The sequence below is a fragment of the Amycolatopsis sp. NPDC003861 genome, from assembly GCF_053605405.1.
Map to the genome: position 1 here is coordinate 1 of NZ_JBSGJD010000080.1, position 13,820 is coordinate 13,820.

Annotated in this window: 14 protein-coding genes; 4 read left to right on the forward strand and 10 right to left on the reverse strand. The window is 71.3% G+C overall.

Features of this window, described 5'->3' with window-relative positions; translation table 11 throughout:
- Positions 1 to 104 precede the first annotated feature (104 nt).
- The 4 genes from ACWEVN_RS21045 to ACWEVN_RS21060 all read right to left on the reverse strand — a co-directional run bounded on the left by ACWEVN_RS21045 (position 105) and on the right by ACWEVN_RS21060 (position 2,455).
- The gene (locus ACWEVN_RS21045) at positions 105 to 548 is read right to left on the reverse strand and encodes an SRPBCC family protein (RefSeq protein ID WP_449685711.1); all 444 of its coding nucleotides are present in this window, start codon (positions 546 to 548) and stop codon (positions 105 to 107) included.
- Between the two features lies 1 nt (position 549).
- The gene (locus ACWEVN_RS21050; protein WP_449685712.1) at positions 550 to 1,257 is read right to left on the reverse strand and encodes an anti-sigma factor family protein; all 708 of its coding nucleotides are present in this window, start codon (positions 1,255 to 1,257) and stop codon (positions 550 to 552) included.
- Positions 1,254 to 1,805: a sigma-70 family RNA polymerase sigma factor gene (locus tag ACWEVN_RS21055; protein ID WP_026469270.1), complete on the reverse strand. Its 552-nt coding sequence runs from the start codon at positions 1,803 to 1,805 to the stop codon at positions 1,254 to 1,256. Before ACWEVN_RS21055 ends, ACWEVN_RS21050 begins: the two co-directional genes overlap by 4 nt.
- Positions 1,806 to 1,951: 146 nt before the next feature.
- Complete coding sequence (locus ACWEVN_RS21060; protein ID WP_452052392.1) at positions 1,952 to 2,455, reverse strand: hypothetical protein; 504 nt, start codon at positions 2,453 to 2,455, stop codon at positions 1,952 to 1,954.
- 223 nt (positions 2,456 to 2,678) lie between these two features.
- Here ACWEVN_RS21060 and ACWEVN_RS21065 point away from each other — a divergent pair, with 223 nt between their 5' ends.
- Complete coding sequence (locus tag ACWEVN_RS21065; protein WP_452052393.1) at positions 2,679 to 3,218, forward strand: fibronectin type III domain-containing protein; 540 nt, start codon at positions 2,679 to 2,681, stop codon at positions 3,216 to 3,218.
- A 12-nt stretch (positions 3,219 to 3,230) separates the two neighbouring features.
- On the opposite strand, the gene uvrA is transcribed toward ACWEVN_RS21065, so the two are convergent.
- Positions 3,231 to 6,083, reverse strand: coding sequence for an excinuclease ABC subunit UvrA (gene uvrA / locus ACWEVN_RS21070; RefSeq protein WP_449685715.1), 2,853 nt, complete (start codon positions 6,081 to 6,083; stop codon positions 3,231 to 3,233).
- Between the two features lie 76 nt (positions 6,084 to 6,159).
- Positions 6,160 to 7,365, reverse strand: coding sequence for an acyltransferase family protein (locus ACWEVN_RS21075; protein ID WP_452052394.1), 1,206 nt, complete (start codon positions 7,363 to 7,365; stop codon positions 6,160 to 6,162).
- A 109-nt stretch (positions 7,366 to 7,474) separates the two neighbouring features.
- On the opposite strand from ACWEVN_RS21075, the gene ACWEVN_RS21080 reads away from it, so the two are divergent.
- The 3 genes from ACWEVN_RS21080 to ACWEVN_RS21090 all read left to right on the forward strand — a co-directional run bounded on the left by ACWEVN_RS21080 (position 7,475) and on the right by ACWEVN_RS21090 (position 10,734).
- On the forward strand, positions 7,475 to 8,152 hold the full coding sequence (locus tag ACWEVN_RS21080) for an MBL fold metallo-hydrolase (RefSeq protein ID WP_449685717.1): 678 nt from the start codon (positions 7,475 to 7,477) through the stop codon (positions 8,150 to 8,152).
- 24 nt (positions 8,153 to 8,176) lie between these two features.
- A complete protein-coding gene (locus ACWEVN_RS21085; RefSeq protein ID WP_452052395.1) occupies positions 8,177 to 10,144 on the forward strand; it encodes a UvrD-helicase domain-containing protein in 1,968 nt (655 codons plus the stop codon).
- A gap of 98 nt (positions 10,145 to 10,242) precedes the next feature.
- Positions 10,243 to 10,734, forward strand: a complete 492-nt coding sequence (locus ACWEVN_RS21090) for an AMIN-like domain-containing (lipo)protein (RefSeq protein WP_452052396.1) — start codon at positions 10,243 to 10,245, stop codon at positions 10,732 to 10,734.
- 15 nt (positions 10,735 to 10,749) lie between these two features.
- Here the strand turns inward: ACWEVN_RS21090 and ACWEVN_RS21095 are convergent, their stop codons facing one another.
- The 4 genes from ACWEVN_RS21095 to ACWEVN_RS21110 all read right to left on the reverse strand — a co-directional run bounded on the left by ACWEVN_RS21095 (position 10,750) and on the right by ACWEVN_RS21110 (position 13,755).
- Positions 10,750 to 11,532 (reverse strand): DUF1684 domain-containing protein, encoded by a 783-nt coding sequence (locus ACWEVN_RS21095; RefSeq protein WP_452052397.1) that lies wholly within the window; start codon positions 11,530 to 11,532, stop codon positions 10,750 to 10,752.
- 83 nt (positions 11,533 to 11,615) lie between these two features.
- Entirely contained in the window at positions 11,616 to 12,542 is a 927-nt protein-coding gene (locus ACWEVN_RS21100) for a hypothetical protein (protein ID WP_452052398.1), read from the reverse strand.
- A 227-nt stretch (positions 12,543 to 12,769) separates the two neighbouring features.
- A complete protein-coding gene (locus ACWEVN_RS21105) occupies positions 12,770 to 12,937 on the reverse strand; it encodes a hypothetical protein (protein ID WP_449685721.1) in 168 nt (55 codons plus the stop codon).
- A 113-nt stretch (positions 12,938 to 13,050) separates the two neighbouring features.
- Positions 13,051 to 13,755 (reverse strand): Crp/Fnr family transcriptional regulator, encoded by a 705-nt coding sequence (locus ACWEVN_RS21110; RefSeq protein WP_452052399.1) that lies wholly within the window; start codon positions 13,753 to 13,755, stop codon positions 13,051 to 13,053.
- Positions 13,756 to 13,820 lie beyond the last annotated feature (65 nt).

Below are 13,820 nucleotides of genomic sequence, written 5' to 3' on the forward strand. Positions count from 1 at the left end.
CTGAGAAAACCTCAATGTGGCGTTCGGTGCGTCTGACGCACCGAACGCCACATTGGGTGCGTCTGACGCAACCAACGCCACATTGGGGCGCTTGTGACCGGGGGTCAGGTGAGGTAGGTCGAAAGCCCACGGTGGCCCCGCCGCATCATCAGCGCGTGGTTCGCGCGGAAGAGCGGCCGGGCCACCGTGTCGAAGCGCCGCAGCAACTCCTTCCGGGCCTGAACGTCCTGGGTGATTTCCAGCAGCGTGCCCGCGCCCGCCGCGCGGACCGCTCCCGTCAGGGTCCCGTCGAGGTCGCCACTGAGCCTGACCCGCATCAGGCCCGTGCGCTCGTCCTGGTGGTCCCGGTGCATCCGGACGACGATCCGGAACGGCAGCCGGGACCGGCAAACCAGCTCGGCGGTGTCGTCGTCCACGCGGCGCACCGCGCGGACGTCCGACCACCACCTCGGGTAGCCGGCGAGGTCGGTGACCACGCCGAACACCCGCCCGGGCGCGGTTCCCGGCAGCAGCCACGTGCTGCGGAACCGGTAGCGCGCGCCCGTCACGTCACACCTGGGCCGAGACCAGCTTCCGGCCGTCCACCGTGACGATGTCGACCGACTTCACGTCGTCGGGGGCGACCAGCGCCGACCCGTCGAGGTTGAAGCCCTGGTTCTCCCACTTCTCCGAGACCTGCCAGCTGCCCGCGGTCACCGCTTGGCCTTCCTTGGTGACCACCTGGAGCAGGCACTTCTCGCCGGCCTTGACGCCCTTGACGTTGACGTCCACCTTGACCCAGCCCTGGAACGGGGCCACCGACGCGGCCAGCTGAACGCCGGTGGTCGGATCCCGCCCTTCGACGTTCTTCGTGCCGGGGACATCCGACTGCGGCGCCGCGATGGTCCCGCCGTCCGAGGCCGTCTGCCGTCCCACCAGCACACCGCCGCCGAGGGCGGCCACCACCAGCACCGCCGCCGCGACCAGGGCGAGGCCCCGGCGGGACGAGCGGGGCGGCGCCACGCGCTCCTCCTCGTCGCGCACCCGGCGCAGGGTCTTCTGCAGCAGCAGGTCCCCGCCTTCGGGCGGCCCTTCGAGGAACGCCTCGGGCGGTACCTCGTCGAGCGAGTCGCGCAGGGCCACGAGCTCGTTCAGGTCGAACCGGCACTGCGCGCAGGTCTGCAGGTGCCGCCGCTCGAAGTCGGCTGCCTCGTGGGGATCGAGCGCGCCGAGGGCGTACGCGCCGAGCTGCGTGTGACTCTCGTCCACCGAGTTCATCGCGCCACCTCCGTTCCGCTCGAAATCATCGCTGCTCTGAGTGCTCGTAGTGCGTAGTACGACCTTGATTTCACGGTACCCGGTGCGACGCCCAGTGTTCTCGCCGCTTCGGCCACCGTCCGTCCCCGGTAGTAGATCTCCACCAGGACCTCTCGATGCTCGTTGGACAGCCCGTCCATCGCGCCGAGCACGGTCATCGAGTCGACCACGCCCTGGGCGTGATCGCGCTCGACGGCCGGGGTCGGCACCCCTTCGGCCGGTTCGGCCACTTCCTGTGGCCGAGCCGCCCTGGCCCGTGCCCGGTCGGTGACCAGGTTGCGCGCGACGGTCAGCAACCAGCCGCGCACCGAGCCTTTCCCGTCGTTCTGCAAGTCGTCCGCGTGCTTCCACGCACGGACGAGCGTCTCCTGGACCACGTCCTCGGCTGCCGCCCGATCCCCGGTCAGCCTCGTCGCGTAGGCCAGCAGGCTTCGCCCGTGTTCGGCGTACAGCTGCCGAATCAGGTCTTCGCCTTTGGCCTTCTTAGGCCGCCTGCCTCCTATGGCCACCCTCGTCCTCCCGACGGTGTTCTGAGTCGGCGAGGACAGTACTGCAACCCTCAGCTCCACCGGCGGTGCGTGCGCCGAGCGCAGCGCGACCATGGTGTTCATCGGCTGCCCGTCCTTCCTCGTTCTGCCCGGAAACCCGTCGTCTGTCAGTACCCGGCGCCGCCGGCCTTGCTCTTCGCGGTGATCTTGCTGCCGTCGGGCGCGACGGCGAACCACGTGCCGTTGGCGCCTTGGCCGTTCATGTCGCCCGCGACCTTGTCGCCCGCGTACTCGTACAGCGGGAAGCCGTTGAGGGTGATCTGCTTGCTGCCGTCCTTGCGGGTCGCGGTGCCCACCTGGGTGTCCTGGATGCCCTTGAGCATCGGGGTGGCGACCCCGGCCAGCATCGGCAGCCAGGACTTCGTGCAGTCACCGTCGCAGTTGGACGTCGGCGGCGAGGAGAGGTCCTTGTCGAACCGGTAGAGCGTCTTGCCGTCGGCGTCGGTGACCACCGCGCCGACCCCGTTGACCGTGGCGACCTGGAGCATCTTGTGCCCCGGCTCCCCGTGTTGCGGCCCTTGGGCACCGCCCGCCATGTCACCGCAGGCGGACAGGGAGGCGACGGCGAACAGCGCCACCGCGCTGACGACCACCGGCCGGATACGGTTCATGACGTTCTCTCCTCGGTGAGGGCGGCTCCGCCATCCGGCGGACCTCGACACCCAGAACACGGCGGCGGGCGCGAAACGGTTCAGCCGGGTTTTCGGGCCGTTCGGTGCCGGTTCGCCGCCGGATTGGTGTGTCCCGGTGATCGGCACGATCTTGTCGCCGTGCGGGCGGCTTCCTAAGCTCGTCACGTCCGCACCGCCGCCCCCGCCGTTCCGGGAGGCCGCCGTGCCCGTCAAACCCCTCGTCCTGGTGGCGCTGCTCGCGGCGGGCTGTTCCGCGGCTCCTCCGCCGGCCTTCACGGCGACGCTGGCTTCCCCCACGGACGTGGTGCTGACGTGGCCGGACGACGACGCCGGGCACCGCGTCGAGTACGCGAACAACCCGGCCGGGCCGTGGACGACGCTGCGCTTCCTGGCCCCGCACGTGACGAGCTACCACCACCCGGACCTGATCCCGGAGACGCCGTTCTACTACCGGGTGCAGCCGTTCACCGGCCCGGTCTCGACGGACCTGCACACGGCGACCGCGGGCGGCACGGTGACGTTCACCTGGGCCGACCGCACGCGCGACGAGGCCGGCTTCCTGCTGGAGATCCGCCGCCCGGGCGCGCCGGACTTCGACCCGGTCGAGGTGACCGACCCGGACGTGACGACGTGCGCGCTCTCGCTGCTCCACGGCGAAGAGGGGTCGGCCTACCGGCTCCGGGCCCTGCACTACGGCCCGCTCTCCCCCGTGGTCCACCAGACCACGGGGAAGGAGCGGTAGCCGCCGGCCGGCCTAGAGGACCGTCTTCAGGAACTGGCCGGTGTAGCTGTCCTCGATGTCCGCCAGGTGCTCCGGCGTGCCCTCGGCGACCACCGTGCCGCCGCCCGAGCCGCCCTCGGGGCCCATGTCGATGATCCAGTCGGAGGTCTTGATCACGTCGAGGTTGTGCTCGATCACGATCACCGAGTTGCCCTTGTCGACCAGGCCGTTGATCACGCCGATCAGCTTGTTGATGTCCTCGAAGTGCAGACCGGTGGTCGGCTCGTCGAGGATGTACACCGTCTTGCCGGTCGAGCGCTTCTGCAGCTCGCTGGCCAGCTTGACGCGCTGCGCCTCACCGCCGGACAGCGTCGGCGCGGGCTGGCCGAGCCGGACGTAGCCGAGGCCGACGTCCACCAGCGTCTGCAGGTGGCGGTGGATGGCCTTGATCGGCTCGAAGAACTCCGCGGCTTCCTCGATGGGCATGTCGAGCACGTCCGAGACGGTCTTGCCCTTGTAGTGCACCTCGAGGGTCTCCCGGTTGTACCGGGCGCCCTTGCAGACCTCGCACGGGACGTAGACGTCCGGCAGGAAGTTCATCTCGATCTTGATCGTGCCGTCGCCGGCGCACGCCTCGCAGCGGCCGCCCTTGACGTTGAACGAGAACCGGCCCTGCTGGTAGCCGCGCACCTTCGCCTCGGTGGTCGCGGCGAACAGCTTGCGGACGTGGTCCCAGACACCCGTGTAGGTGGCCGGGTTGGACCGCGGGGTGCGCCCGATCGGCGACTGGTCGACGCGCACCAGCTTGTCGACGTTGCCCAGGCCGTTCACCCGGGTATGCCGGCCCGGCACCTGACGGGCACCGTTGAGCTTGTTCGCCAGCACCGTCGCGAGGATGTCGTTCACCAGCGTGGACTTGCCCGAGCCGGAGACGCCGGTGACCGAGACCAGGCAGCCGAGCGGGAACGAGACGTCCAGCCCGCGCAGGTTGTGCTCACGCGCGCCCACCACGGTCAGCTGCCGCTTCTTGTCGATCGGCCGACGGATGGCCGGCACCTCGATCCGGCGCCGGCCGGACAGGTACTGCCCGGTCAGCGACTCCTTGCTCTTCAGCAGCTTCTTGTACGGTCCACTGTGGACGATGTGGCCGCCGTGTTCGCCCGCGCCCGGGCCGATGTCGACCACCCAGTCGCTGGAGCGGATGGTGTCCTCGTCGTGTTCGACGACGATCAGCGTGTTGCCCAGGTTCCGCAGCCGGGTCAGCGTCTCGATCAGGCGGTGGTTGTCGCGCTGGTGCAGGCCGATCGACGGCTCGTCCAGCACGTACAGCACGCCGACCAGGCCGGAGCCGATCTGCGTCGCCAGCCGGATGCGCTGCGCTTCACCACCCGAAAGTGTGGCGGACGCGCGGTCGAGCGACAGGTACGTCAGGCCGACGTCGAGCAGGAAGCGCAGCCGCGCCTGGATCTCCTTGAGCACCGCGCCGGCGATCATCGCCTCGCGCTGCCCCAGCTCCAGCTCGTCGAGGAACTGGGACGCCTCGGCGATGGACAGCCCGCAGACCTCGGCGATGGACATGTCGCCGCGGGTCTTGTGCTGCAGCGTCACCGCGAGGATCTCCGGCTTGAGCCGGGTGCCCTGGCAGGCCGGGCACGGCACCTCGCGCATGTAGCCCTCGTACCGCTCGCGCATGTACTCGGACTCGGTCTGCTCCTGGCGCCGCTCGAGGAACGGGATGACGCCCTCGAAGTTCGCGTAGTACGAGCGCTGGCGGCCGTAGCGGTTCTTGTAGCGGACGTGGACCTGCTCGTCGACGCCGTGGAGCACCGCCTTCTGGGCGCGTGCGGGCAGCCGCCGCCACGGCGTGTCCATCCGGAAGCCGATGGTCTCCGACAGCGACTCCAGCAGCCGGATGAAGTAGTCCGCGCTCTGGCCGCCCGACCACGGCGCGATCGCCCCCTCGGCCAGGGACAGCTCGTCGTCCGGGACCACCAGCTCCGGGTCGACCTCCTTGCGGATGCCGATACCGGTGCACTCCGGGCAGGCGCCGTAGGGCGAGTTGAAGGAGAACGAGCGGGGCTCGAGGTCCTCGATGGCCAGCGGGTGGCCGTTCGGGCAGGCCAGGTTCTCGGAGAAGCCGCGGATCCGGTGCGGGTCGTTCTCCGGGAGGTCGACGAACTCGAGCTCGATCAGCCCGTCGGCCAGGCGCAGCGCCGTCTCGACCGAGTCGGTGAGGCGCTGGCGCGAGGCCGCCTTCACCGTGAGCCGGTCGATGACCACGCCGATCTGGTGCTTTTCCTGCTTCTTCAGCTTCGGCGGGTCGGTGAGCGCGTGGACCGTGCCGTCGACGACCACGCGCGCGTACCCCTGCTGCTGCAGGTTCTCGAACAGGTCGACGTACTCGCCCTTGCGCCCGCGGACGACGGGGGCGAGCACCTGGAACCGGGTGCCCTCCTCCATGGCGAGCACCTGGTCGACGATCTGCTGCGGGGTCTGCTTGCTGATCGCCTCGCCGCAGGTCGGGCAGTGCGCCTTGCCGGCGCGGGCGTAGAGCAGGCGCAGGTAGTCGTAGACCTCGGTGATCGTGCCCACGGTGGAGCGCGGGTTGCGCGAGGTCGACTTCTGGTCGATCGACACCGCGGGCGAGAGGCCCTCGATGAAGTCGACGTCCGGCTTGTCCATCTGGCCCAGGAACTGCCGGGCGTACGCCGAGAGCGACTCGACGTAGCGGCGCTGCCCTTCGGCGAAGATGGTGTCGAAGGCGAGGCTCGACTTCCCCGACCCGGACAGGCCGGTGAACACGATCAGGCTGTCGCGGGGCAGGTCGAGATCTACGCCGCGGAGGTTGTGCTCGCGGGCACCGCGAACAACGAGGCGATCAGCCACGCCAGGGTCCTCTCAATGTCTTCTTCAGTGCGGTCGCCGACCCGGTGTCAAGCTGCACGGGCGGCCGCGATCCATGCTACGAGCCACCACCGACAAAAACGGGTTCCGCGTCCTTGACCTGCGGTTCTTCGGGCTTTCGACGTCTGGTGAGCCACCGGTGGGCCGGGCGTTCGACCCCCGCGGTGACCGCCCAGCCGGCCAGCACGGCGGCGCCGACGACGACGGGGAGCCGCAGCCAGCCGGGGAGGCCGAGGTCGAGCAGGGCGCGGGCCAGGATGTAGCCCAGTTCCTGGTGCACCAGGTAAAGACCATACGAGATGCCCGCGAGCCAGGTGACGGCCGGGGCGATCCGCGCCAGTCCGGGGAACCGCCAGTCCGGGCCGCGGGCGGCCACGCAGACCAGCAGGAGCAGCACGGCGAACCCGATCGTGGACGGCCAGCGCTGCGCGTCCTGCGGCAGGGCGACGTGGAACGGGAAGACCTGCAGGTCCTGCGCGGCCACGGCGGCGAGCACGAAGAGGGCGATGTGCCACGTCTTCAGCCGGCGCTGCGCCCACAGCCAGATCGCGACGCCGATGGCGAAGACGTGCAGCCGGTGCAGGCCCAGGCCGTAGTAGAACGTCTCGACGACCGGGCTCGCCGTCCCGGGCGCGAAGACGAGGAACCGCAGCGCGAGCGGGACCAGGATCAGCGCCCAGAGCAGGGCGACGGTCAGCCGGTGGGTGCGCCACGACCGCGGCCACAGCAGGGCGGCGCCGGTGAAGGCGAGCAGCTGCACCGGCAGCGTCCAGTAGGAGCCGTCGAGGTAGTAGAACGTCTCCGACCGGATGCCCCACTCCTGCACCATGCCGAGGTTGGCGAGCAGGTCCAGCCAGGTCGGGATGTACCACGGCGAGGGGTCGGTCGGCGGGCCCTGCGGGACGCCGAAGAGGAACCCGGTGACGCCGGGCGGGTAAGGCAGGCCGCTGAAGGAGATGGCGGCCCACCGCGTCACGACGTAGGTCAGCAGGACCGCGACCAGGTAGGCGGGCACGAGGCGCGCGACGCGGTTCCACAGCCACCGGCGCGGGTTGCCCTTGCGGAGGCTGGCGCAAACGAAGAAGGCGGAGATCACCAGCAGGATCGCGGCGCCGAACTGCGCTGTCACCCGGAAGGGGTACCCCGTGAGTTCCGGGTGCAGCAGGGCACCCTGGTGGGTGACGTGCCCGAGCACGACGGCCAGCACGGCGACGACCCGGAGGAGGTCCCAGCTGATCCGGCGCGGCGTCGGGGAGGTGGGCACGGTCGTCCTGAGGTCGGCTGGCGGGGGTTCCCGCTGAGCCTACGTGGCGGGGTGGCCGGGTGCTTGTGCGGGTGGAACCGGTTGGAGCGAAACGACTACCGTGTGCACGGTGAACATCGTGGACACCTACACGGGGCACGTCGACCCGGGCGGCGACGCCGCCCGGCGCACGCTCGACGCGCTGACCATCACCAAGCTGTCCGTCGGCCCGATGGACAACAACGCGTACCTCCTGGTGTGCCGGGCGTCGAACGAGGCGTTGCTCATCGACGCGGCGAACGACCCGGACCGCATCTCCGACCTGATCGGCCACGGCCCGGACCGGCCGTCGTTGAAGACGGTGGTGACGACCCACCAGCACCAGGACCACTGGCAGGCCCTCGGCGCGGTGGCGGGAGCGAACGGCGCGAACACGGCGGCCCACCCGCTGGACGCCGAACCCCTGCCGGTGCCGCCGGACTTCCTGGTCGAGCACGGCGACACGCTGACGGTGGGCGAAGTCACGCTGTCGGTGATCCACCTGCGCGGACACACGCCGGGCTCGATCGCGCTGCTGTACCGGGACCCGGCGGGTCACCCGCACCTGTTCACCGGGGACTCGCTGTTCCCGGGCGGTGTCGGGAAGACGTCGTCGCCGGAGAACTTCACATCGCTGCTGGACGACGTCGAGACACGGCTCTTCGGGGACCTGCCGGACGAGACGTGGTTCTACCCGGGCCACGGCGACGACTCGACGCTGGGCGCCGAGCGGCCGAAGCTGAAGGAGTGGCGCGACCGCGGCTGGTGACCGCGCGACGGACGGGGAGGGTCGGTGGGTCTCACCAAGCACGCCAAGCGGGTGCTCCAGCAGCAGGCTTCGGCACTGCTCACCGAGCACATCCCGCAGCTCGACGGCGATCGCCGCCGGATTCTCACCGCCCTGCTCGTCGAGACCGCCGGTCGCTGGCGGCTGTTCGTGCGGGCCGCGCCGGCCGGCCGGCGGGCCGACGCCTTCCTGATCGGCCCCGAGGGCCTCTTCGCCGTCACGATCGCCGCCGGCCCGCCGCCGGGTCCCCATGCCCTCGTCCGGCACGCCGAAGAAAGCTGGGCCGGGATCCGGGACGGCCGGGGCCGGGAGCTCACCGGCAGTGCCGTCCACTTCGTGCTCGTCACCCCGGGCCCCAAGCGGCCCATCCGGGACCCCGGCCCGTTCCGCGTCGTCGCCGAGACCGAGCTGGCGAAGCTGCTCAAGCCCGCCGCACCGCACCTCGACCGGCGTCAGATCGACGCGATCGGCGAACAGGCCGCCGAGATCCTCGACGGCTACGTCCCGCTGCGCGTCAGGCCGCCCGAAGCCGGTGAGGCGGCTGCGGGCTTCCTCGACGCCGATGCCCTCGTCGAGGCCGAGGTCGCCGCCGCTCAGCTGCGGCCGTTCGACTCGTGGCTCACCTTCCTGCACCCGCACCAGCGGGCCGTCGTCACGCGCGACTACCGCGGGCCGGCGCGGATCAGCGGGCCGGCCGGGACCGGGAAGACCGTCGTTGCGCTGCACCGGCTCCGGCACGTCGCCCGGCGGACCTCCGGGCCGGTGCTCTTCACCACCTTCGTGCGCACCCTGCCGCCCGTCCACGAGGCCGCGTTCCGCCGGCTGGCCCCGGAATTCGGCGACCGGGCCGAGTTCGTGCACCTCCACGCCTGGGTGCGCCGGTTCCTGACCGGACGCGGACGGCCGGTCGAGGTCGACGCGCGCGGGGTGCGGACCGCGTTCGGCCGCGCCTGGTCGCGGCACCGCGCCGTGCTGGAGCCGATCGAGCGGCACGACGAGTACTGGCGCACCGAGCTCGACCGGGTCATCAAGGGCCGCGGGTTCACCACGCTCGAGGAGTACCGTCGTCCGGCGACCCGGCGCGGGCGCGAGGTCCGGCTGGGCGGCGAGCAGAAGGCCGCGGTGTGGCAGTTCTACGAGACCTACCAGGAGATGCTCGCCGAACGCGGGCTGCACGACCACAACGACGTGATCGACATCGCGCTGGCCGAGCTGCGGCGGGAGCCGCAGGAAACCCGGTACGCCGCGGTGGTGGTCGACGAGGTGCAGGACATCACCCTGAACGGGCTGCGGCTGATCAAGGAGCTGGCCGGCACCGGCCCGAACCAGCTCCTCCTCGTCGGCGACGGCCAGCAGCAGGTGTACCCGGGCGGCTGGCGGCTCTCCGACGCCGGCATCCCGGTCCTCGGCCGGGGCGAGGTGCTGCGGGTCAACTACCGCAACCGCACCGAAGTCCTGGCCTTCGCCCAGCGGTTCGACGCGCGCAACGAAGTCGACGACCTCGACGGCGCGTCCGGGATCGCCTTGAAGAACGCCGAGGCGGGCAACACCGGCGGGACGGCGGTGTCCTGGCGCGGCACCGAAGCGGACCTCGCGGCCGAACTGACCCGGCGGATCGCCGGCCTGACCACCCCGCTCGGGCAGACCGCGCTGATCGTCTTCCAGCGCCAGGACCTCGTCCGGTGCCGGCGGATCCTGCGCGAGGCCGGCGTCCCCGTCCTGTCCCTCGACGACTACTCCGGCGCTCCCGACGAGCACCTCAAGGTCGGCACCGTGCACCGCGCGAAGGGCCTCGACTTTCAGGCCGTGCTGGTCGTCGAGTTCCCGGCCCGGGCCGGCGAAAGCGGGGCCGCCGCGGAGGAGGCGTCGGAACTGCGCGACCGGCAACGCCTCGTCGCGGCGACGCGCGCCCGCGACTTCCTCTGGTGGGCTGTCGTCGACAAGGTCGCGGACCCGGACGGAGCAGCCGGGTAACGATAGAGGACACGGGGGCAACTTCGCGGACGAACCGGGCGTCTCCAGCGCACCCAGCGCTGGGACGTCCATCGGTTCTCTCCGCCAGGAGGCCCACCATGTCCAGAACCAAGTGGCACGCACTCGCCGCGGTCAGCCTGCTGGTCGCCGGGAGCGGGGTGCTCGCCGCGGCCTCGCCCGCCCGGGGCGCCGCTCCCGTGACGCCCACCATGACGAACATCCGGACCGGGCTCAACACCGGGTTCGACCGGGTCGTGCTCGACCTCACCAGCGGGCCGGCGCCGACCGTCTCCTACCAGCTCGTCGACGAGCTGACCGCCGACGCCAGCGGGGAAATCGTGTGGCTCACCGGGGAATTCTTCATCAACGTCGCCGTCCACCCGGCCGCCGCGCACGACGAAAACGGGAACCCGACCTACCCCGGGCCGACGAAGTTCCGGACGCGGAACCTGAGCAACGTCATGGCCGTCGCCGTCACCGGGGACTTCGAGGGTCAGGTTTCGATCGGGCTCGGCGTGCGGTCGCGGACCGCGGTGAACGTCTTCACACTCACCGCGCCCAACCGCGTGGTGATCGACGTGGCCCACTGAAGCCCGGCGGGGGAGTCACCCGCGCTCGTACGGGATCTTCTCCCCCGCCTCGACCGCGAACGGCAGGTGGTTGCCCGCCGGCGGCAGCGGGCACGTCGCGAAATCCGTGAACGCGCACGGCAGGTTCACCGCGCGGTTGAAGTCCAGCGTCACCGTGCCGTCTTCGCCCGGCGCCCCGACCGGCAGCGAGCGGTTGGCGGCGTAGGTCGTCACGCCGCTCGTCCCGTCGGTGAACAGGATGCTGAAGCCGCCGTCCTTGCCGTTGAACGCCGTCAGCGTGTGCTCGACGCCGTCGCGCGAGAAGCGCACGACACCCGGCGCCGTGTAGACGTGGCTCAGGCCTTCCACGACCGCGCCGACGGTGGTCGGCCGCGGCGCGTCGAACGGCTCGAACCGCCCGGACAGCACCCACGACGGCGACGGCTCGTACGCCGGGACGCCGCGGAACTCGCGCAGCACCTCGGCCTTCGGGTCGTGGACGCGGATCAGGTACCCGGACCGGCGGGCCACCTCGATCTCGACGTCACCGGACAGCACGCGCGTGCCCGCACCGCTGTTGACCAGCTCGAATCGCCGGACGTCGGTGATCGGCTCGCCTTCGTGCGAGAGGGAGGCGCCGGCCGGGTCGACGTACGCCGCGTCGGCGTCCTGCCACCAGCGGCCGGGGATGCCGGGGTACTCGCGCGGGGAGTCGGTCAGCCAGTCCAGCGACACCAGCGCCAGCCAGCCGTGCGGCTCGGCCAGGTCCGTCTCGCGCCGGGCCTTCCAGTCCTGCCACTCCTGGGTGAACGTGCTCATCGCGGACCCCTTTCCGTCGGCTACGACTGTGCCAACCCGGGGCCGGCGCGGCTATTCCACGTCCCACTATCCGGACTTCGGTGTCAGTCGAACGACCACTGCAGCCCGTAGCTCAAGCCCTGGTGCAGGTCGTGGAACTCGAGGCCGACCTCGCCGACCCGATTGACGGTCAGCGCGTCACCCGAGTCGATGCCGTCGTCGACCACCCGGCCCGGGACGCCGTTGAGGCGCCACACCCGCGACGGCGGGGCCGCCCGGTCGAACCGGACCCGCACCGTGAACTCCTCGCAGCGGCGCAACGGCGTCATGGCGTAGTACGGCCGCAGTTCCGTGCGCCGCGGCGTGAACCTGATGCCGTACTCGTGGCGCTGGCCGAGCCGCAGCGGGTTCGGCAGCCGCATGATGAACTGCGCGTGGCTCGCCGACATCTGGCGCGCTTCGACGATTTCGCCGCCGAACAGGGCGTCCGCGGTGATGTCCGGCACCGGGTCGCTGCCCGGTTCGGCCGGCGCGCTGAACGGCAGGACCAGCTCGTCCAGCTCGTCGACCTCGGCGACGATCCGGCGCTCCTCCTGCAGCTCCGCCGGGGTGCGGTCGAGCCGGAGCATCGCCTTCATCGACTCGACGTACCAGCCGGCCAGCGGGTGCGGGTCACGGCGGGGCGCCGGCGCGCCGAGCAGCTCGTCGATCCGGCGGAACGCCAGGTCGATCCGGCGGCGGGCGGTGCGCGGGTCGCGGTCGAGGACGCTGGCCAGCCACGAGATCCTCCGGTCGAGGAACTCCCCCGCGGCCTCTTCGTGCAGGCCCAGCGCCGCCAGCGCGGCCAGCTTCAGGTCCGGCGGCAGCCGTCCGCAGAGCTCGGTCAGCCGCAGCACGAGCTTCTGGCGCGCGGCGGCGGGCTGGTCGGTTTCGGTGATTGCGCACGCGGCCCGCAGGCAGGGGCCGATCCGCTGGTGCAGATCGGCGGCGTCGAGACCGCGGCCGCGGCGCAGTTCGTTCAGCTCGCGCACGAACGGGGAGGTGTGCTCGTCCGTCGTCCCACCCCCTCGTCCCCCCGCGGCCGACTTTCCCACGTTACCAGTTCCCGTTCTCCGAAAGCAGCACAAATCGCGGACGCCGGCATTCGGGAATACCGGCCGGCCGGCCCCCCACGAGCCGGCCGGCCGGTTTCACCACAGGTCAGTTCACCCCGAAGATCAGGGCCCAGATCGAGTGGCTCTCCATCAGACACACCTCCTCATCGCTGTACCCAGGCCGAGGTGGAGAGCGGCGCGGAGCCGTGCAACGCCGGAGCTGCCGGTTCCGCCGCGCTTCCGGCGGCCACCGCGAAACCCGCGAGGGCGCCGGCCACGAACGCGGCGAAGACCGATTTCACCAGGGTCAGAATCTTGCAGTAGACGTTCACGGCACGGGCTCCCCGACCTCGCTCGAAAGGAATCCGACCGGGTGGCATCGCATTCTTTTTTCCGGCCGGGCTCCAGGATCGCCGGACGGGGGGTGCCGGTCAGAGGCCTGCTGTCACCGGTCTTGTGTGCCGTTTGGCTCAGAGTGGGCGAAGGCCCGCAGGACGCGCAGCTCGCGGATGAGGAAGCGGCGCCGGCCGGTCTCGACGATCCCGCGCTCCCGCAGCACCCGCAGCGCCCGTGCGACGGTACGCCGGGCGGCGCCGATCTGCGCGGCGATGTCCTCCTGCGACAGCGCGTCGACGACCACGCCCTCCGGCACGGTCCGGCCCCGCTCCTCGGCCAGCCGGACCAGGACGACCGCGACGCGGCGGCTGACGTCGAAGGCGGCGGCGTCGATCCGGGCGGACTCGGCGTTGCGCAGGCGTGCGGCGACCGTCTTGATCGTCGCGATGGCGATCGCCGGCCGTGCCTGCAGGACGTCGACGAACTCCGCGCCGGTCAGCTGGAAGACGGTGCAGGGTTCGATCGCGCGCACCGACGCCGACCGCGGCCGCCCGGTGACCGCGGCGAGGTCGCCGAGCACCTCGCCGGGACCGCGCAGGCCGAAGAGCACCTCGCGGCCGTCCTCGACGATCGTGGAGACGCGCACCCAGCCGGAGACCAGCACGTGGACGTGGTCGGAGGGGTCGCCCTCCATGAGCACGAGGGCGTTGGCGCGGAACCGGCGCCGGGTGCCGCGGGCGAGCAGGTACTCGCGATCGGCGTCGGCGAGGTAGGCCAGGAGCGCCCCCTCCGCCGTGTCGTCGTGCCCGCTCATGGTTCCCCTCCGGAGGTTCACCGTAACCCGGCGTGGCGGCCCGGGGCGAGGGGCGCGACCGGTAG